The following is a 17,696-nucleotide window of genomic DNA, read 5'->3' as shown; positions in this document are numbered from 1 at the left end:
TCGCCGCATCGCACGTCCCGCCCTTCACCCCAACCCCTCTCCCGGTGGGAGAGGGGCTTTACAGCGCCCTCGCGAGCGCCGGTGCGCTTACGACTTCGCCGGCTGCTTCGCCTTCGCGATCGTCTCTTCCACCGACTGCGTCGTGATCGGGTGGTAGCCCGCGCGCGCCTTGGCGAAGGTGTCTTCGGCGAGCTTCAGGCCTTCGGGCGTTTTCACCAGTTCGGCGTACGTCGGCATGATCAGCTTGCGACGGCCCACGCGCGCGATGAACTCCGCCGCGGCCGCATTGGCTTGCGTGTAGCCGCTACGCACGGCCAGCGGATACCAGCGCTGCGCGATCTCGCCGTTGGGCGTGCCGGTGAAGTGGAACGCGGCGTCGAGCGCGGCGAGCTGTTCGGGCTTGAGCGTTTCCGGCATGCCGTCGATGAAGTGCACCCATTCCTGCGTGCTCCACTTCGCGGTCGCGCCCGATGCGGGGAGCGTGCCGTTGTCGAGCCACGCCTTGCGCGCGGCGTCCACCGCATCGAAACGCGGCGAGACGGTCTTCGGCGCGGTGTCCGGCACGCCCGGCTCGTAGATCCACTGGTCGAGCTCGGCTTCGGTCACCTTGCCGGGGTACTTGTCGAGCAGGTTCGCCTTGGCGTACTCGATGAACTTCGTCGTCGGGATCGACTGGAACGCGAAGTGGTTGAAGTATTCCTTCAGGAACGGATCGAACGCCTCGCGGCCGAAACGCTCCTCCAGGAACTGCAGGAACCACGCGCCCTTCGTGTAGACCGTCGAGCTGCTCTGCCCGTCCGGATCGGCCAGCGTGCCCGGACGCAGCGCCAGCACCTGCAGCTTGGGATCCAGCTCCTCGTATTCGGCCGCCAGCTCGTTGCGCGAGATGACCTTCTCCATGTCGGCCGCTTCCTTGCCGTACAGGTCTTCGACGATGCGGTTCTCCACGTAGCTGGCGAAGCCTTCGTTGAGCCAGCTGTCCTTCGGCGTGGAGAACGTCACCAGGTTGCCCGACCAGCTGTGCGCGAGTTCATGCGCAACCAGCGAGACGAGCGACTTGTCGCCGACGATCACCGTCGGCGTGGCGAAGGTCAGGCGCGGGTTCTCCATGCCGCCGTACGGGAACGACGGCGGCAGCACGAGGATGTCGTAACGCTCCCAGCGATACGGGCCGTACAGGCGCTCGGCCGTCTGCATCATCTTGTCGGTGTCGGCGAACTCATCGGCCGCCTTCTTCACCATGCCGGGCTCCGCCCACACGCCCGCGCGCCCGCTGATCGGCTGGAACACCAGGTCGCCCGCGGCGATCGCCAGCAGGTACGACGGGATCTTCTGCGGCATCTTGAAGGTGTAGTCGCCGTCGCGCGCGGCCTTGGGATCGTTGTCGGCGCTCATCAGCACCATCGCGTCCTGCGGCGCGGTCACGTGCGCGGTGTAGGTGAAGCGCACCTGCGGCGTGTCCTGCAGCGGCACCCACGAACGCGCGTGGATCTGCTGCGACTGGCTGAACATGAAGGGCGTCTTCTTGCCCTGCGTCATTTCGGGCGTGAGCCACTGCAGGCCCGAGGCATCGGGCGAGGTGTGGTAGGTCACGCGGATGCGCGGATTGCGCTGCGGCGCCTCGATGGTGAGCTTGCTGCCGAGCACCTTGTCCTTGTCGGCGAGCGCGAACGTCAGGTCTTCCCACTTGCCGTCGCTGCGTTCGCCGACGACCTTCTCGATGGTGAGATCGCGCGTGTCCAGCACCAGCTGCGAGGCGTTCTTGTCGAGCCACTGCAGCGTGTAGGTGGCGCTGCCGCCGAGCTGCTTGTTGTCGAAGTCGACCTTCAGTTCCAGCGCGAGGTCGTCGATGCGGACCTTGTCGGGCTGCGCGAAGGAGTATTCGTCAACGATGGCGGTCGTCTTCTGGTCGGCGGCTGCAGTCACGGCGGAAGCGTCCTTCGTCGTCGTGTCGGCGGGCGTCGCGGCGTCGCGCGAACAGCCGGCGGCGAGGGCGGCGGCAAGGCACAGGGTCAGCATCGAATAACGCATGGGAGAACCGGTTCTGGCGGGTGAGCGGCCGAGTGTAGCGCGGCCGGGCGGCCCGCCTCACGCCGTGCCGATGTGCGGCCGCCTACCCTGCCCGCAACGCCGCCCGGAGCCTGTCTTGAACCGCCGCGCACCTGCATTCGCCCTGCATCCCGCCCTCGCCGCCCTGCTGCTCGGCAGCCTGTGCGGCTGCGTTCCGACGGCCGCGCAGCGCGAAAATGCACCCGCGACGACAGGCGTCCACGCGCCAGACGCGACGCCCGATCTTGCGTATCCCGCGTTGTTCGCCGCGGTGCAGCACGCGGAATTGTTCGACGACCAGAAGACGTTCGCCGACGCGCGGCCCTTGCGCGATCCGGCCGGAATCGATGCCGATTTCCTCGAAAAGCGCGACGCGCCGGGCTTCGACCTGATGGGGTTCGTGCAGGCGAATTTCGACATTCCCGCGCAGGTCGCGACGGCCGAGGTGAAGGTCGGACGCACGCTCGCCGCGCATATCGACGGACTGTGGCCGCGGCTCACGCGCACCGATCCCGCGCCGCTGCCGTACGACAGCCGCCTGCCGCTGCGCCGTTCCTATGTCGTGCCGGGCGGACGTTTCCGCGAGATGTACTACTGGGATTCGTACTTCACGATGCTCGGCCTGATCGAAAGCGGCGAGCGCGAACGTGCGCGCGACATGCTGGCGAACTTCGCCGCGCTGATCGACGAATACGGCCACATCCCCAACGGTGCGCGCACGTACTACCTCAGCCGGTCGCAGCCGCCGTACTTCTCGCACATGGTCGAACTGGAGGCGCGCACCGACGGCGACGACGTGTATCGCCGCTACCTGCCGCAGCTGCGGCGCGAGTATGCGTTCTGGATGCGGGGCGCCGAGCGGCTCGCGCCCGGGCAGGCGTCGCGTCGCGTGGTGCGCCTTGCGGACGGCAGCGTGCTCAATCGGTACTGGGACGATCGCGATACGCCACGCCCGGAAGCCTGGCTGCACGATGTACGCACCGCGGCGAGCGCGCCGGATCGTCCGGCGCCTGACGTCTTCCGCGAACTGCGCGCCGGTGCGGAGAGCGGATGGGACTATTCGAGCCGCTGGCTTGGCGATCGCAAGACGCTGGGCACGATCCGCACGACGCAGTACGCCCCGGTGGATCTCAACAGCCTCATGCACCACCTCGAAACGACCATCGCGTTGGCTTGCCGCAAGGCCGCGCAGCCCGATTGCGCGCGCGAGTTCGACGATCGCGCGGCGAAACGCGCGGCGGCGCTCAGCATGCATCTGTGGAACGCCGACGGCTTCTACGCGGACTACGACATCGAGCGCCGGCAGGTCAGCGCGCAGGTGACCGCGGCGGCGCTGTATCCGCTGTTCGCCGGCATCGCCTCACCGCAGCGCGCGAAACTCACTGCCCTCGCCGTGCGTGCGCAGCTGCTGCAACCGGGCGGGCTGCTCACGACCACGCTGCGCACCGGGCAGCAGTGGGACGCGCCGAACGCGTGGGCACCGCTGCAGTGGGTCGCGGTCGAAGGGCTCGACCGCTACGGCGAGGCTGCGCTCGCGCGTGAGATCGCGACAAACTTCCTGCGCGAGGTGCAGCGCGTGTTCGATGCCAGACACAAGCTGGTCGAGAAGTACGACGCCACCGGCCAAGCGCACGGTGGGGGCGGCGAGTATCCGCTGCAGGACGGATTCGGCTGGACGAACGGGGTCGTTCGCGCGTTGCTCGTGCGTTATCCGGAGGCACAATCGCAACGCGCACCGTAACGTGCCTGCGCGCAGTCCAGATGGGTTCCAGTTTTCGCTGGAATGGCCGCGCTGTTGTATACCTCTGCGGGAGTGGCCGGGCGTTGCCGGCCTGGGTCCCGGCTTGCGCCGGGATGACGGCTTTCAACTCTCGGTGTCGGTGTTACTTCAAACCTTGTAGCCGGTGTGGATCGCCACGATGCCGGCCGACAGGTTGCGGTAATCGCAGCGCCCGAAGCCGGCCGCCTGCATCATCGACTTCAGCTCATCCTGCGGCGGGTGCTTGCGGATGCTTTCGGCGAGGTACTGGTAGCTGTCGGCGTCGTTGGCGAACAGCTTGCCCAGGCGCGGCAGCACCTGGAACGAATGGAAGTCGTAAATCGGCTTGAACCACTCGGCCTTCACTTCAGAGAACTCCAGCACGCGCGCCTGGCCGCCGACCTTGAGCACGCGATGCATCTCGCGCAGCGCGGCGTCCTTGTCGGTGACGTTGCGCAGGCCGAAGGCGATCGTCACCAGGTCGAACGAGCCATCCGGGAAGGGCAGCTTCTCGGCGTTCATCTGCACGTATTCGAAGCCGGCGACCTTGCCCATGTCGGTCATGCGGTCGCGACCGGTGCGCAGCATCGCCCCGTTGATGTCGCCCAGCACGATGCTTCCGGTGTCGCCGACGCGATCGCGCAACAGCAGCGCGATGTCGCCCGTGCCGCCGGCGAGGTCGAGCACGCGGTCGCCGCGCTTGACCTGGCAGGTGCCGACGAAATAGCGCTTCCACACGCGATGGATGCCCATCGACATCAGGTCGTTCATCAGGTCGTAGTTGCGCGCGACGGATGAAAACACCTGGCCGACGAGCTTCTGCTTCTCGCCGGTGGGCACGTCGCGGAAACCGAAGTGGGTCGTGCCGGATGTGGCGCCGAGCTTCTGGGAGGGGTCGGGCTTCTGGCGGGGATCGTTCATGCCGCGATTATCGCACCCCGTGCGAGAATTCACCGTCGCCGGCCGGGCCCGCCTCCCCGCCCATGCCGCGCCCAGGAGGACGACCGGGCCGATGAGCCGTTACGCGCCGCGCGAGTGGGCCGAGCACGAGCGCCCGAAGATCCCGGGCTCGCCCTCCACCCCGCTGCATTCGCCCCGCCGACGGGTCGCCTTCGCCCTGGTGGGCTTCATCGTGGCGATCACCGGGGGCCTCGGCAATGCGCTGGTCACGGCCAACCTGCTCAACCTGCAGGGCGCGCTCGGCGCGACGTCGGCCGAGGTGCAGTGGCTGCCCGCGGCCTACGTGATGACCAACGTCTCGGTGAACCTGATCCTGGTGAAGTTCCGCCAGCAGTTCGGGCTGCGCGCCTTCACCGAGGTGTTCCTCGCGCTGTACGCGCTGGTCGCCTTCGCGCATCTGTTCGTACACGGGCTCGAATCGGCCATCGCGGTGCGCGCGGCGCACGGCATCGCGGGCGCGGCACTGAGCACGCTCGGCCTGTACTACATGATGCAGGCCTTCAGCGCCGAACATCGCCTGCGCGGGCTGGTGGTCGGCATCGGCGTGGCGCAGCTGGCCACGCCGCTGGCGCGCATCTTCTCGGCCGAACTGCTGGAGTTCGGCGAATGGCGCGGCCTGTACCTGTTCGAGCTGGGCATGGCGCTGGTCGCCCTGGGTGGCGTGCTGATGCTGCGACTGCCGCCGAGCGATCGCATGAAGGTGTTCGAGAAGACCGACTTTCTCACCTTCGCGCTGTTCGCGCCGGGCATGGCGCTGCTGTGCGCGGTGCTGTCGCTGGGGCGCGTGGACTGGTGGTTCGATGCCGAATGGATCGGCTGGGCGCTGTCGGGCGCCATCGTGCTGCTGACCTGCGCCATCGCCGTGGAGCATTTCCGCGCGAATCCGCTGATCAACACGCGCTGGCTCGCCAGCGGCACGATGGTGCGGCTGGGCGTGTCGGTGCTGCTGATCCGCTTCGCGCTGTCGGAACAGAGCACCGGCGCGGTGGGCTTCATGCAGGCGCTGGGGCTCACCAACGACCAGATGCACGGGATGTTCGCGATGGTGGCGCTCGGGTGCGCATTGGGGATCGTCGCGAGCGCGCTGACGCTGGTGCCCGGCCGCATGATCGTGCCGTCCTCCATCGCGCTGGCGTGCATCGCCGTCGGCGCACTGCTGGATGCGCATTCGACCAGCCTCACGCGCCCGCAGGACATGATGCTGAGCCAGTTCCTGATCGGCTTCGGCAGCACGTATTTCCTCGGTCCGGCGATGATCCTCGGCATGGGCCAGGTGATCGCGCAGCCGCGCAACCTGATCACCTTCGTGGTGCTGTTCGGCATGGCGCAGAACCTCGGCGGCCTGGTGGGCACGGCGGCGCTGGGCACGTTCCAGACGGTGCGCGAGAAGTACCACTCCAGCCAGCTCGTCGAACACCTCACGCTGCAGGACCCGCTCGTCGCCGCGCGCGTGCAGGCCGGCGCCGCCGCGTACGCGCCGGCCATCGCCGATCCCGCGGCGCGCAACGCGATGGGCATGCGGGCGCTGGGCACCGCGGCTTCACGCGAGGCCAACGTGCTGGCCTACAACGATGTGTTCATGCTGATCGCCGCCATCGCGCTGCTCACCATGGTGTGGATGCTGATCCATCGCCTGCGGCTGTTGCGGCGCGACCGTGCGCTTGCCCGCGCCGCGGCGGCGTCTTCCCCCCTTCCCGTGCCGAATCCCGCTCGATGAACTCCCCCGCTCCGCTTGATCCCGCCGCCACCCAGGCCGCCCGCAAGCGCCGGCGACGCTGGCAGATGGCGGCCTTCGCCGGCGTCGCCCTCGCAGGCGTGCTGCTGGTGCTCTACGCGTGGCGCCTTCCGCCATTCCGCAGCGCGATCCAGACGACGGAGAACGCGACGGTGCGCGGGCAGGTCACGATCATCGCGCCGCAGCTGGCCGGCTACGTCACGAAGGTCGCGGTGCAGGATTTCCAGCACGTGAAGCAGGGCCAGTTGCTGGTGCAGATCGACGACCGCATCTATCGCCAGCGCCTCGAACAGGCGCAGGCACGGCTGCAGAGCGAGCAGGCGGCGCTCGCCAACGCCGCGCAGCAGCAGCGCAGTGCGGCCGCCGGCATCGAACAGAGCGAAGCCGCCGTGCGCAACGCACAGGCGCTGCAGCACAAGGCGCAGGCCGACCTGCAGCGCATCGAACCGCTCGCCCGCCAGCAACTGCTGTCGCAGGCCGATCGCGACCAGGCCCAAGCCGCGAGCACGCAGGCGCAGGCCGGCGTGTCGGAGGCGCAGGCCGGGCTGGAGATCGCGCGGCAGAACGCCCGCAGCGTGACGGTCAACATCGGCGTGCTCGAAGCGGCCGTCGCGAGCGCGCAGGCGGCGATCCGCCTGGCGGAGATCGACCTGGAAAACACCCGCATCCTCGCGCCGCGCGACGGGCAGCTCGGCCAGGTCGCGGTGCGCGTAGGCGCATACGTCAACGTCGGCACGCAGCTGATGGGCCTGGTGCCCGAGCGCATGTGGGTGGTGGCGAACATGAAGGAAACGCAGATGCAGTACGTGCGCATCGGCCAGCCGGCGACGTTCACCGTCGACGCGCTCGGCGGTGCAGGCCTGAGCGGGCGCGTGGAGGAAATCTCGCCGGCGACCGGCTCGGAATTCGCCGTGCTTCCGGCGGACAACGCGACCGGCAATTTCGTCAAGATCGCCCAGCGCATCCCGGTGAAGATCGCCATCGACGCCGACCAGCCGCTCAAGGCGCGCCTGCATCCGGGCATGTCGGTGGAAGTGCGCATCGACACCTCCGGTGCGCCACGGGATGCGCGACGCTGAGCCGCGCTGGCATCATGGCCGCATGACCGATGCAAATCCCCCCGTGCGCTGGCAGGCGCTCGCCTTCGCGCAACTCGACGCCGCCACGCTCTATTCGCTGCTGAAGCTGCGCTCGGAGGTGTTCGTCGTCGAGCAGCGATGCGTCTATCTCGATCCCGACGGCAAGGACGAGCACCCCGACGTGCTCCACGTCATCGGCCGCGGTGACGATGGCGGCATCGCGGCGTACCTGCGTATCCTGCCGGCCGGGCTGAGCTATCCGCAGGTCAGCTTCGGCCGCGTGCTCACCGCGCCGACGTATCGCGGGCGCGGACTGGGCGATCGGCTGGTGCGCGTGGCGCTGGAACACATCGAGCGTCGCTGGCCGGGCAGCGACGTGCAGATCGGCGCGCAGGCGCACCTGGAGCATTACTACGCGCGCCACGGATTCGTGCGCAATTCCGACACCTACCTCGACGACGGCATCCCGCACATCGACATGCTGCGCGCCGCTGGAGCCACCCCATGATCGACACGCCCGACTATCGCGCCCTGCTCGCCACCGCCGTCGCCGAAGCTCGCCAGGGGCTGGCCGAAGGCGGCATTCCGATTGGCGCCGCGCTCTACCACGACGACGGCCGACTGCTCGGCTGCGGCCACAACCGTCGCATCCAGGAGGACGATCCGTCCGTGCACGGCGAAACCGACGCCTTCCGCAAGGCCGGCCGCCAGCGCCGTTACCGCGACACGATCATGGTGACCACGCTCGCACCGTGCTGGTACTGCAGCGGGCTGGTGCGCCAGTTCAACATCGGCACCGTGGTGGTGGGCGAATCGGTGAACTTCCGCGGCGGCATCGACTGGCTGCGCGAGAACGGCGTGCGCGTCGTGGACCTGCAGGACCAGGAATGCATCGCGATGCACGGCGACTACATCGCGGCGAACCCCGACGTGTGGAACGAGGACATCGGCGAGGACTGATCGCCGCCGCGCCCAACGCGATGTTCCCGCCACAAAAAAGGGAGGCGCCCGGCGCCTCCCACTACGAATTTATATAACGCCCCGGGGCTTGCGGCAAGCCGCCGCGCGTGGTGCAGCATCGCCGGCCTGTCGCAACGGCAGGCCAACGGAATCCTCGCGATGACGCATGCACCGACGTACTACCACGGCACGAAGGCCGACCTCGCCATCGGTGATCTCATCGAACCCGGGCGCGTGTCCAACTACGGCAAGCGCACGCCGGCGAAATTCGTGTACCTCAGCGAGACACTCGATGCGGCGACCTGGGGCGCGGAGCTCGCCGTCGGCGAGGGGCGCGGTCGCATCTACCTCGTCGAACCCACCGGTCCGATCGAGGACGATCCGAACCTCACCGACAAGAAGTTCCCCGGCAATCCCACCAAGTCCTACCGCTCCGCGCATCCGTTCCGCGTCGTCGGGGAAGTCCTGCAGTGGGACGGTCATTCGCCCGAGCGCCTGCAGGAAATGCGCGCGCACCTGGAAACACTGCGGCTTGCGGGCGTGGAGGCGATCGAGGAGTGATCGCCCCGCAGCGTCGCGTCAGAGGGAGAAACCGCCGTCCAGCGTGAGGCTCGCGCCGGTCATGTAACCCGCGTCCGGGCCCGCCAGCCAGGCCGCCAGTGCGGCGACTTCGCCGGGCTGTCCGATGCGCTTGAGCGGATTGCGCTCGATCAGCGTGTCGATGAAACCGGCGGTGATGTCGGTTTCGATCGGTCCGGGCTGGAGGTTGTTGATGGTGATCCGTCGCGGCGCGAGGTCCAGCGCGAGTTCACGCACCAGCGTCGCGACGGCGGCCTTCGTCATCGCATAGACGCTGCTGCCGACCACGCCGCTGCGCACGGCCGTGTTGCTGCCGATGGTGATGATCCGGCCGCCATCGACCATGTTCGCGGCGGCCGCCTGGATCGACAGGAACACGCCGCGCACGTTGATCGCCAGCATCCGGTCGAGCGTCTCCAGCGGGAACTGCGCCAGCGGGCTGCCTTCGTAGATGCCGGCGTTGACCACCGCGACCCGGAGCGGGCCAAGTCGCGCCGTCGCGTCGGCCACGGCGGCGGCGATCGAGGCCGCCTCGGCGCGTCGGCCTGCAAGGCGATGGCGGTGCCGCCTTCGGCTTCGATCGCGGCCACCACCTCGGCCGCCTTGTCGGCCCGGGAGGCGTACGTGAGCGCGACCGCATGGCCTTCGCGCGCGAGGCGCCGGGCGATGGCGGCGCCGATGCCGCGCGAGCCGCCGAACACGAGGGCGGCGGCGCGGGTGGAAGTCTGGTTCGTCATGGCGTGGTCCCTTGAACGTCGCCGGCGGACGATCCGCCGGCCTCGGGGCCATTGCGCGCCCGCCGTGTGTGCGACGTGTGTCGCGCGGGTCGTCGCCTGGCATGCCAATGCAACGATCGGGCGCCCGATACATGCCGATACAAGTCGATGCAGGCCCGACCGCGGGCAGTCCCCGTTTCAACCCCGTCCGGCGCCGCCGCATCCCAGGCCCTGGCCCCAACCTCCGCCACTGGCCCGCGGCCGCCGGCTTCGTCAGGATCCGCCCCATGCATGCCCACACCGGTTTCGAAACCCGCCATGACGCCCGCGACGTGCTCCGCACGCACCGGCACGACGGCGCGTATGCGGCGCTGGTGATCGACGGCAGCCACCTCGAGGCGAGTGCCGACGGCCCGATCGACTGCGTGCCCGGCACGCTCGTGCTCCATCCGCGCTGGCACGCGCACGGAAACCGCTTTGGCCGGCTCGGCGCGAAGGTGGTGAACCTGGACCTCGGTGGCGACCTCGCCGGCGATGCCCTGCGCGTGTTGCGCGTGCACGACGCGAAGGAGGCGCTGGCAGTGTTCACGCGCGCGCCGCATCGACTTTCGGAACTGATCGACGCCTGCCATGCCGCGCCCACGCCGACGCTGCAGCCGTGGCAGCACGCGTTCCTGCGCGAACTGGAACGCGGCGAGTGCGACATCGCGTCGCTCGCGAACGCGGCTGGCGTGTCGCTCGCGCACGCCTCGCGCACCTTCGTCGCCTCGCACGGCATGCCGCCGCAACTGCTTCGGCGCGAACTGCGCTGCCGACGCGCCCTGCGCCTGCTCGCCGGCGGCCTGCCTCTGGCCGAGATCGCGGCAACGAGCGGCTTCGCCGACCAGGCGCACCTCACGCGCACCCTGCGTGCGGCGACCGGCACGCCGCCGTCGCGGCTTCGGCAGCAGATCAAATCCGTTCAAGACGCCGCCGGGGCGACCGCGCTGCAATGAGCGCGAAGGCGGCCACCGGCCGTCACCGAACGGATTCCCCCGTGCCCATTGCCCGCATCACGCCCCGCCGCATCGCCCCGCTGGCGTTCGCGCTCGCCGCCACGCTGTCTTCGGCGCACGCGGCCGCGCCCGAAAGCACCCCGGCCGCCACCGCCGCCATCGCCGAATCCACCAACGCCATCCTGCAGGGCGACAGCGTGCGCGCGGTGGCGGCGCTGCGCGCCTCGCCGGCGGACGGCTTCGCCGAAAAGGACGCGGTGTATCGCGCCTGCATGCTCGCACGCCACGGCGATGCTCCGGTGTTCGCCACCGATGCCATCGACGATGCGTTCGTGCGGCAGATCCTGCACGACTACCAGGACTACTGGTGGCATGCGATGAAGGCGCCGCAGCAGCGCGCGCCGCTGGAAGCGAAGTTGCTGGGCACGCTGCGCAAGCGCATCGGTGCGGACGCCGCGGGCGCGAAGGACATGGATGCGCTCGAACCGATCCTGCAGGGCCAGCTGCTCGCGCGCGGCTATCGCGCGCAGCTCGGCCGCACGATGCCGCTGCGCGAGCTGATGATGTGGCGCAAGCAGGAAACGCGTCCGTGGAAGGTCGAGCTGCCCGAAGGCCCGTACACGGTGAAGGTCGAACTGCTCGACGACTGGGCGAGCCGCGGCTGGACATCGTATGGCCGCTGCGAACGCGGCTCCGCCGGCGGCTGGGCGACGGCGCAGGCGCTGTACGCCGTCGTGCCCAGCTACACCGAAGGCCTGGACAGCGAGGCGTTCCGCGTCGTGTTCCTCGGCCACGAAACCCAACATTTCGCCGACCAGAACGCATTCCCCGGCCTGGCGTCGTGGGAACTGGAATATCGCGCCAAGCTCGTCGAACTGGCGCAGGCGCGCGAAGTCAGCGCGAAGCGGCTGGGCGGCATGATCACCTCACAGGGCGACAGCCCGGATTCGCCGCACACGTACGCCAACAAGCACGTGATCGCCGACCTGACCAGGCGACTGGGCGCGTCGCCCGACCAGGTCAGCATCGAACGGTTGCAGCAGGCCGCGCACGACCAGCTCGTCGAGGACACCGCGCGTCGCAAGGCCGCGGCGTCCGGCGCGGAGTCTGTTGCGCGCTGAAGCCGCTGTGGCATGGTGGCGGCCCGTCCCCACGCAAGGTCGCCGCCATGTCCGAACACCTCGCCTCGATCCGCTGGAACCGCAACGGCCAGCCGTTCGATTACGAACACTTCCCGCGCGACCACGACGTGCGTTTCGAACGCGGCCAACGCATCACGGGCTCGGCGGCGCCGGCGTATTTCGGCAGCGCGCAGGGCGTGGACCCGGAGGAAATGCTCGTGGCCGCGCTGTCGTCGTGCCACATGCTGACGCTGCTCGCGATCGCGGCGAAGAAGGGCTTCACCATCGACACCTACGAGGACGATGCGGTCGGCACGCTCGGCAAGAACGCGGAAGGCCGCGCGGCGGTGACGCACGTGACGCTGCGTCCGAAGATCGCGTTCGCCGGCGATGCGCCCCACGCGGCGGCGTTGGAAAAGCTGCACGAATCGGCGCACCGCAACTGCTTCATCGCCAGCTCGGTGAAAACGGAAGTGGTGGTGGAGCCGCGCTGAGGGTTCGGATGCGTTGCGGGTTGGGCCGCGCGATCTTCACCCCTTCGCCGTAAGCGTCCCGATCCGTCCCGCCATGCAACCCGGTCACGCCATCCACCCATCCCGTCATTCCCGCGAAGGCGGGAATCCAGGGACGTTTCATGCCTTGGCGATGCGTGTCGGATCCGATCGCCTGACTGCGTTCCCGCAATGACGCGACACGACAGGCAATGGAGTCCTGCTACGCGGCAATGACGAGCGAGAAGCGCGTGCCGGCGCCGCACGGCCGGCACGCCCTCAGCCTTACAGGATGTACCGGCTCAGATCCGGATCCTGCACCAGCTCGCCCAGGTGCGAATCGACGTAGGCGCGATCGATCTTCACCGACTGCCCGTCGCGATCGGGGGCTTCGAAGCTCAGCACGTCGAGCAGGCGTTCCAGCACGGTGTGCAGGCGGCGCGCGCCGATGTTTTCCTGGCGTTCGTTCACCTGCGCGGCGATTTCCGCCAGCCGGTCCACCGCATCCGGCGTGAATTCCAGCCCGACGCCTTCGGTGCGCAGCAGTTCGACGTACTGCGTCGTCAGTGCAGCCTTGGGCTCGGTGAGGATGCGCACGAAGTCGTCCTTGCTCAGCGCCGACAGCTCCACGCGGATCGGGAAACGGCCCTGCAGTTCGGGAATCAGGTCGCTCGGCTTGGCCAGGTGGAACGCGCCCGACGCGATGAACAGGATGTGGTCGGTCTTCACCGGGCCGTACTTGGTGCTCACCGTCGAGCCTTCGACCAGCGGCAGCAGATCGCGCTGCACGCCTTCGCGGCTGACGTCGCCGCCGGTCGCGCCGGCCTCGCTGCGCTTGGCGACCTTGTCGATCTCGTCGATGAAGACGATGCCGTGCTGCTCGCAGGCCTCGATCGCCGCTTCGCGCACTTCCTCTTCGTTGACCAGCTTGCCGGCTTCCTCCTCCGTCAGCTGCGTGCGCGCGGTGCGGATCGGCAACGTCTTCTTGTGCGTCTTCGCGCCGGCGACCTGCGAGAACATCTGCCGCAGCTGCTGGCCCATTTCCTCCATGCCGGGCGGCGCCATGATGTCGACGCCGACGTTCACGGCGGTTTCGATCTCGATCTCGCGATCGTCCAGCGCGCCGGTTCGAAGCTGCTTGCGCAGCTTCGCGCGGGTTTCGTTGTCCTGCGAGGACGGCTCGTCCTTCGCTTCCTCGGCGGCATTGAAACCGAACACGGTCGTCGCGCCCTGGCGGCGCGGCAGCAGCGCGTCGAGGATGCGTTCTTCCGCGCGTTCCTCGGCCTGCGTGCGCACGCGCTGTTTGGCCTGTTCGCGATACAGCTTCACCGCGGTGTCGGCGAGGTCGCGCACGATCTGCTCGACGTCCTTGCCGACGTAACCCACTTCGGTGAAGCGCGTGGCTTCGACCTTCACGAACGGCGCGTTGGCGAGCGTCGCCAGACGGCGCGCGATTTCGGTCTTGCCCACGCCGGTGGGACCGATCATCAGGATGTTCTTCGGCATCACCTCGTTGCGCAGTTCCGCCGGGAGCTGCATGCGGCGCCAGCGGTTGCGCAGGGCGATGGCGACGGCGCGCTTGGCGGACTGCTGGCCGACGATGTGTCGATCCAGCTCCTGCACGATTTCGCGCGGCGTCATGGTGGCGTTGGAATTGTCGGGCTTGATGGGCATCTTCGGGGATCGGGAATCTGGGGAATCGGGAATGGGCAATCGGCGACACATCGGAGCGCGGGCGGGACGCGGTTGCCGTTCCCTCCCCGGTTCTCCACTGCCGGACTCAGAGCTCTTCCACCACCACGTTGCGGTTGGTGTAGATGCACACGTCGCCGGCGATGCCGATCGCCTCGGTGGCGATGGTGCGTGCGTCCAGTTGCGTATGCGCGATCAGCGCGCGCGCGGCCGACAGCGCGTACATGCCGCCGGAACCGATGGCGATGATGCCGTCCTCGGGTTCGATGACATCGCCCGTGCCGCTGATGATCAGCGAGGTTTCCTTGTCGGCGACGGCGAGCAGCGCCTCGAGCTTGCCCAGGCGGCGTTCGGTGCGCCAATCCTTGGCGAGCTCGACCGCGGCGCGCGTGAGCTGGCCGTGTTTTTCGAGCTTGGCTTCGAACAGTTCGAACAACGTGAAGGCATCGGCGGCGGCGCCGGCGAAACCGGCGAGCACCTGGCCGTCGCGGCCGAGGCGACGCACCTTGCGTGCGTTGCCCTTCATCACGGTGTGGCCAAGGGTGACCTGTCCGTCGCCGGCGACGGCGACGTGGCCGTCGCGACGAACCGAGACGATGGTCGTGGCGTGGAAAACGTTGGGGTTCTGGCTCGGGTCCATGCGACCTCCGGGGGATTTCCCATCGGTGGGGGCTTGGACGGGCCGGTTCAAGCCGGCGGGCCGCGCCGATCGTGCCGGCGCATTGCGCAAGCCACGGTTGCGCGGCAGCGATTTCGCCTACAGCTGCGCCATGCGCGGATTGTCGGGGCACGGTTCGATGCCCCACTCCTCGTACCACGTCTCGCCCTGCGTTTCGGCCGGATGCATGACGCGGCCGGAGCCATTTCCGCAGGCCAGCGACTGCGCCGGGCAATAGCGGTCGCAGCCCCAGCAGATGCGCTCGGGGTGCTTCGGATTGAGGGGGAAGTTCTTGGCCATGAGCGGATCCACTGGATATTTGCCCGCGCAAGCAAATCTAGTCGGAGCCGGCCGGCATTGGATTGAGACGAATCAGAAAAGGCGCGCGAGGAGCGCCAGAGGGCTTCGCGGGCTGCGCTCGTACCGGAAGCGTTCAGCCTTCGCCGGTCTTCCGCTTCGCCCGCGGGTGCGCGGCGTCGTACACCTTCGCCAGGTGCTGGTAGTCCAGGTGCGTGTAGATCTGCGTGGTCGCGATATCCGCATGGCCGAGCAGTTCCTGCACGCCGCGCAGGTCGCCGGAGGATTCCAGGATGTGGCTCGCGAAGGAATGCCGCAGCAGGTGCGGATGCACGCGCTTGAACAGGCCCTGCTGCTGCGCGAGTTGCCGCATGCGCAACTGCACCGCGCGCGGCGTGATCGCGCCGCCACCGCGGCCCGGGAACACGTGCGCATCGTTCGCCGCGCCGGTCGACGCCCGCCATTCCGCGAGCGCTGCGCGCGCATGCGAGCCGAGCGGCACGCTGCGCTGCTTGTTGCCCTTGCCGAGCACGTTCACCAGCGCGTCGCCAAGGTCCAGGTCGCGCCAGCGCAGCGCGCACAGTTCCGACAATCGCAGCCCGGAGGAATAGAACAGTTCCAGCAGCGCGCGGTCGCGCAGGCCAAGCGGCGCATCCGTCGGGACTTCGACCAGCGCCTTGGCTTCGTCCGGATCGAGCACCTGCGGCAACTTGCGTGGCGCTTTCGGCGAACGGATCGATGCGGCGGGACTGGCTGCGATGCGTCCCTGCTTCAGAAGCCAGGCGTAGAAGCTGCGACATGCCGACAGCCGACGTTGCAGGCTCTTGGGCGACAGGCCGCGGCGATGCTCGGCGGCGACGAACGCACGCAGCTGTTCGGCGTGCAGCGTGGCGACGTCACTGCCGTCGTGCTGCGCCCACTGCGCGAGCGCAAGGAGGTCGCGACGATACGCATCGAGCGTGTGCGCGGACATGCGGCGCTCGACCTGCAGGTGCGCGAGGTAATCCTCGATGTCGGCAACGGGCGGCGTTTCGCGTGCTTGCGAAGTCATGTCCGCACGCTCATCGCACGTCGCCGTCCATCAACCCTCGAAACGCTTCAGCGCCGTCGCGAGCGACTCGCCCATCATCCGCAGGAACAGCGTGCCCATGCCGGGGAAGAAACGATTCGCGTCGCGGCTGCCCACCGCGATCAGGCCGACGCCCGGCAGCGGCAGAAGCGCGGTCGATTGCACGTCCTCGGCGCGTACGCCGTACAGCAGCGCATGCTTTTCGGGCTGCAGGCGGCCGCACAGCGGCTCGCCGTCGGCGAGGCAATCGCGGAACGGCTGCAGGCGCGCATCGTCCTGCGCGATGACCTGCAACCACTCGGTGGCTTCCAGCCCATCCACCGGGCGGAACACGACCAGGCGCACGAGATCGCCGTTGAAATCCTCGGCCAGCGTCGCGGCCATCGCCCGCAGGGTGTCCGCGGCGCTGTTCTGGCGCATGAGCGCAAGCGTGAGCTGGTGCGTGCGGACCGACAGGCGTTCGTTTTCCTGCGCGTTGGCGAACAGCTCCTGCAGGCGGCGCGAGAGCTCGCGGTTCTTGTCGCGCAACACTTCCAGTTGATAGCTGGCGAGCGATGCCGCCGAACCTTCCTCGCGCGGCACGACGAGCGTCACCGCCAGGTCGGGAAACTGCTGCAGGAAGCGCGGATGCCGGCGCAGGAACGCCGCTACTTCGTGCGCGCCGAGCTTTTCCTGGGTTTCATTCATGGTTCCACTCCCCTTCGAACACGAATGCGGTCGGGCCCGACATCGTCAGCGGCGCGTCGTCCGCGGGCCACACGATGCGCAGCTCGCCGCCGGGCAGCGCGACGGTGACATCGCGATCCACGCGGCCGCGGCGCATCAGCACTGCCGCGGCCGCGCATGCGCCGCTGCCGCAGGCCAGCGTCTCGCCGACGCCGCGTTCGTACACGCGCAGGCGGATGCGGTTGCGCGATTCGACCTGGGCGAAGCCGACGTTCACCGATTCCGGAAACGCCGGATGCGACTGCAGCACGGGCGCGACGGTCTCGACCGGCGCGTGGTCGATGTCGTCGACTTCGATCACCGCGTGCGGATTGCCCATCGACACGGCGCCGAAAGTGAACAGCGCATCGTTGTGGTACAGCACGTATTCGTCCTGCGCGCCTTCGAAACCGTGCAGCGGGATGCTGTTCGGCGCGAAGCGCGGCAGGCCCATTTCGATGCGGAAACGCCCGCCATCCAAGCGCGTGACCGCGTGCGCGCCGACCGGGCTGTCGAGCACGAACTCGTCGCCGATCGCCTCGCCGCGCGCCTGCGCATCGCGCACGACCCACGCCGCGATGCAGCGCGCGCCATTGCCGCACTGCTGCGAGGACGAGCCGTCCGCGTTCCAGATGCGATAGCGCGCCGCGGCGGCGCCGTCGCTGCGTTCGACGGTCAGGATCTGGTCGCAGCCCACGCCCGTGTGGCGGTCGGCGAGCGCGCGGCACAGCGCGGCGCCGGGCTCGGCCACGTCGCCGCGCAGATCGAGCACGACGAAATCGTTGCCCGCGCCATGCATCTTGGTGAAACGCAGCGTCATCGTCGCAGTCC

The 17,696-nt window shown here is 68.7% G+C and carries 18 protein-coding genes and 1 pseudogene; 9 read left to right on the top strand and 10 right to left on the bottom strand.

Annotated elements, in window-relative coordinates:
* Nucleotides 1-87: 87 nt before the first annotated feature.
* The gene (locus LA521A_RS02355; RefSeq protein ID WP_281780788.1) at nucleotides 88-2,031 is read right to left on the bottom strand and encodes a M1 family metallopeptidase; all 1,944 of its coding nucleotides are present in this window, start codon (nucleotides 2,029-2,031) and stop codon (nucleotides 88-90) included.
* A 115-nt stretch (nucleotides 2,032-2,146) separates the two neighbouring features.
* Here LA521A_RS02355 and treA point away from each other — a divergent pair, with 115 nt between their 5' ends.
* Nucleotides 2,147-3,790 (top strand): alpha,alpha-trehalase TreA, encoded by a 1,644-nt coding sequence (gene treA, locus LA521A_RS02350; RefSeq protein ID WP_281780787.1) that lies wholly within the window; start codon nucleotides 2,147-2,149, stop codon nucleotides 3,788-3,790.
* A gap of 147 nt (nucleotides 3,791-3,937) precedes the next feature.
* Here treA and ubiE read toward each other — a convergent pair whose 3' ends face one another.
* Complete coding sequence (gene ubiE, locus LA521A_RS02345; RefSeq protein ID WP_281780786.1) at nucleotides 3,938-4,729, bottom strand: bifunctional demethylmenaquinone methyltransferase/2-methoxy-6-polyprenyl-1,4-benzoquinol methylase UbiE; 792 nt, start codon at nucleotides 4,727-4,729, stop codon at nucleotides 3,938-3,940.
* Between the two features lie 91 nt (nucleotides 4,730-4,820).
* On the opposite strand from ubiE, the gene LA521A_RS02340 reads away from it, so the two are divergent.
* The 5 genes from LA521A_RS02340 to arr all read left to right on the top strand — a co-directional run bounded on the left by LA521A_RS02340 (nucleotide 4,821) and on the right by arr (nucleotide 9,103).
* A complete protein-coding gene (locus LA521A_RS02340; protein ID WP_343226705.1) occupies nucleotides 4,821-6,485 on the top strand; it encodes an MFS transporter in 1,665 nt (554 codons plus the stop codon).
* Nucleotides 6,482-7,582, top strand: coding sequence for an HlyD family secretion protein (locus LA521A_RS02335; RefSeq protein WP_281780785.1), 1,101 nt, complete (start codon nucleotides 6,482-6,484; stop codon nucleotides 7,580-7,582). The genes LA521A_RS02340 and LA521A_RS02335 overlap by 4 nt, the downstream gene beginning before the upstream one ends.
* 22 nt (nucleotides 7,583-7,604) lie before the next feature.
* Entirely contained in the window at nucleotides 7,605-8,090 is a 486-nt protein-coding gene (locus LA521A_RS02330) for a GNAT family N-acetyltransferase (protein ID WP_281780784.1), read from the top strand.
* Nucleotides 8,087-8,542 (top strand): nucleoside deaminase, encoded by a 456-nt coding sequence (locus tag LA521A_RS02325; RefSeq protein ID WP_281780783.1) that lies wholly within the window; start codon nucleotides 8,087-8,089, stop codon nucleotides 8,540-8,542. The genes LA521A_RS02330 and LA521A_RS02325 overlap by 4 nt, the downstream gene beginning before the upstream one ends.
* A 159-nt stretch (nucleotides 8,543-8,701) precedes the next feature.
* Nucleotides 8,702-9,103 carry an NAD(+)--rifampin ADP-ribosyltransferase gene (gene arr, locus LA521A_RS02320; protein WP_281780782.1) on the top strand — a complete coding sequence of 134 codons (402 nt, stop codon included), beginning with the start codon at nucleotides 8,702-8,704 and terminating at the stop codon, nucleotides 9,101-9,103.
* An 18-nt stretch (nucleotides 9,104-9,121) separates the two neighbouring features.
* Here the strand turns inward: arr and LA521A_RS02315 are convergent, their stop codons facing one another.
* Entirely contained in the window at nucleotides 9,122-9,631 is a 510-nt protein-coding gene (locus LA521A_RS02315) for an SDR family NAD(P)-dependent oxidoreductase (RefSeq protein ID WP_281780781.1), read from the bottom strand.
* 86 nt (nucleotides 9,632-9,717) lie between these two features.
* Nucleotides 9,718-9,858, bottom strand: a pseudogene (locus LA521A_RS18980) (SDR family NAD(P)-dependent oxidoreductase); the annotation flags it as partial.
* Between the two features lie 266 nt (nucleotides 9,859-10,124).
* On the opposite strand from LA521A_RS18980, the gene LA521A_RS02310 reads away from it, so the two are divergent.
* The 3 genes from LA521A_RS02310 to LA521A_RS02300 are packed head-to-tail and all read left to right on the top strand — an operon-like array spanning nucleotide 10,125 to nucleotide 12,447.
* Nucleotides 10,125-10,832, top strand: coding sequence for an AraC family transcriptional regulator (locus LA521A_RS02310; protein ID WP_281780780.1), 708 nt, complete (start codon nucleotides 10,125-10,127; stop codon nucleotides 10,830-10,832).
* Nucleotides 10,833-10,873: 41 nt separating this feature from the next.
* On the top strand, nucleotides 10,874-11,953 hold the full coding sequence (locus tag LA521A_RS02305) for a hypothetical protein (RefSeq protein ID WP_281780779.1): 1,080 nt from the start codon (nucleotides 10,874-10,876) through the stop codon (nucleotides 11,951-11,953).
* 47 nt (nucleotides 11,954-12,000) lie between these two features.
* Complete coding sequence (locus LA521A_RS02300; protein ID WP_281780778.1) at nucleotides 12,001-12,447, top strand: OsmC family protein; 447 nt, start codon at nucleotides 12,001-12,003, stop codon at nucleotides 12,445-12,447.
* 282 nt (nucleotides 12,448-12,729) lie between these two features.
* Here LA521A_RS02300 and hslU read toward each other — a convergent pair whose 3' ends face one another.
* The 6 genes from hslU to dapF all read right to left on the bottom strand — a co-directional run bounded on the left by hslU (nucleotide 12,730) and on the right by dapF (nucleotide 17,685).
* Nucleotides 12,730-14,118 carry an ATP-dependent protease ATPase subunit HslU gene (gene hslU, locus LA521A_RS02295; RefSeq protein WP_281780777.1) on the bottom strand — a complete coding sequence of 463 codons (1,389 nt, stop codon included), beginning with the start codon at nucleotides 14,116-14,118 and terminating at the stop codon, nucleotides 12,730-12,732.
* A 106-nt stretch (nucleotides 14,119-14,224) separates the two neighbouring features.
* Nucleotides 14,225-14,776, bottom strand: a complete 552-nt coding sequence (hslV, locus tag LA521A_RS02290) for an ATP-dependent protease subunit HslV (protein ID WP_115841153.1) — start codon at nucleotides 14,774-14,776, stop codon at nucleotides 14,225-14,227.
* Between the two features lie 117 nt (nucleotides 14,777-14,893).
* Nucleotides 14,894-15,094, bottom strand: coding sequence for a DUF3079 domain-containing protein (locus tag LA521A_RS02285; RefSeq protein ID WP_281780776.1), 201 nt, complete (start codon nucleotides 15,092-15,094; stop codon nucleotides 14,894-14,896).
* 133 nt (nucleotides 15,095-15,227) lie between these two features.
* On the bottom strand, nucleotides 15,228-16,142 hold the full coding sequence (gene xerC, locus LA521A_RS02280) for a tyrosine recombinase XerC (RefSeq protein WP_281780775.1): 915 nt from the start codon (nucleotides 16,140-16,142) through the stop codon (nucleotides 15,228-15,230).
* A gap of 30 nt (nucleotides 16,143-16,172) precedes the next feature.
* On the bottom strand, nucleotides 16,173-16,847 hold the full coding sequence (locus LA521A_RS02275) for a DUF484 family protein (protein ID WP_281780774.1): 675 nt from the start codon (nucleotides 16,845-16,847) through the stop codon (nucleotides 16,173-16,175).
* Nucleotides 16,840-17,685 carry a diaminopimelate epimerase gene (dapF, locus tag LA521A_RS02270; RefSeq protein ID WP_281780773.1) on the bottom strand — a complete coding sequence of 282 codons (846 nt, stop codon included), beginning with the start codon at nucleotides 17,683-17,685 and terminating at the stop codon, nucleotides 16,840-16,842. Before dapF ends, LA521A_RS02275 begins: the two co-directional genes overlap by 8 nt.
* Nucleotides 17,686-17,696 lie beyond the last annotated feature (11 nt).

The organism is Lysobacter auxotrophicus (genome assembly GCF_027924565.1).
GTDB lineage: Bacteria > Pseudomonadota > Gammaproteobacteria > Xanthomonadales > Xanthomonadaceae > Lysobacter_J > Lysobacter_J auxotrophicus.
Note: the sequence above shows the minus strand (reverse complement) of the source record. Positions and strands in the feature narration are given on the sequence as shown.

Excerpts from the sequence above, each read along its gene's own strand:
- LA521A_RS02310 (WP_281780780.1), top strand. The coding sequence starts at position 10,125 with ATGCATGCCCACACCGGTTTCGAAACCCGCCATGACGCCCGCGACGTG.
- LA521A_RS02275 (WP_281780774.1), bottom strand. The coding sequence starts at position 16,847 with ATGAATGAAACCCAGGAAAAGCTCGGCGCGCACGAAGTAGCGGCGTTC.
- ubiE (WP_281780786.1), bottom strand. The coding sequence starts at position 4,729 with ATGAACGATCCCCGCCAGAAGCCCGACCCCTCCCAGAAGCTCGGCGCC.
- arr (WP_281780782.1), top strand. The coding sequence starts at position 8,702 with ATGACGCATGCACCGACGTACTACCACGGCACGAAGGCCGACCTCGCC.
- LA521A_RS02340 (WP_343226705.1), top strand. The coding sequence starts at position 4,821 with ATGAGCCGTTACGCGCCGCGCGAGTGGGCCGAGCACGAGCGCCCGAAG.
- LA521A_RS02330 (WP_281780784.1), top strand. The coding sequence starts at position 7,605 with ATGACCGATGCAAATCCCCCCGTGCGCTGGCAGGCGCTCGCCTTCGCG.
- LA521A_RS02325 (WP_281780783.1), top strand. The coding sequence starts at position 8,087 with ATGATCGACACGCCCGACTATCGCGCCCTGCTCGCCACCGCCGTCGCC.
- LA521A_RS02300 (WP_281780778.1), top strand. The coding sequence starts at position 12,001 with ATGTCCGAACACCTCGCCTCGATCCGCTGGAACCGCAACGGCCAGCCG.
- dapF (WP_281780773.1), bottom strand. The coding sequence starts at position 17,685 with ATGACGCTGCGTTTCACCAAGATGCATGGCGCGGGCAACGATTTCGTC.
- hslV (WP_115841153.1), bottom strand. The coding sequence starts at position 14,776 with ATGGACCCGAGCCAGAACCCCAACGTTTTCCACGCCACGACCATCGTC.
- LA521A_RS02335 (WP_281780785.1), top strand. The coding sequence starts at position 6,482 with ATGAACTCCCCCGCTCCGCTTGATCCCGCCGCCACCCAGGCCGCCCGC.
- hslU (WP_281780777.1), bottom strand. The coding sequence starts at position 14,118 with ATGCCCATCAAGCCCGACAATTCCAACGCCACCATGACGCCGCGCGAA.
- LA521A_RS02355 (WP_281780788.1), bottom strand. The coding sequence starts at position 2,031 with ATGCGTTATTCGATGCTGACCCTGTGCCTTGCCGCCGCCCTCGCCGCC.
- LA521A_RS02285 (WP_281780776.1), bottom strand. The coding sequence starts at position 15,094 with ATGGCCAAGAACTTCCCCCTCAATCCGAAGCACCCCGAGCGCATCTGC.
- xerC (WP_281780775.1), bottom strand. The coding sequence starts at position 16,142 with ATGACTTCGCAAGCACGCGAAACGCCGCCCGTTGCCGACATCGAGGAT.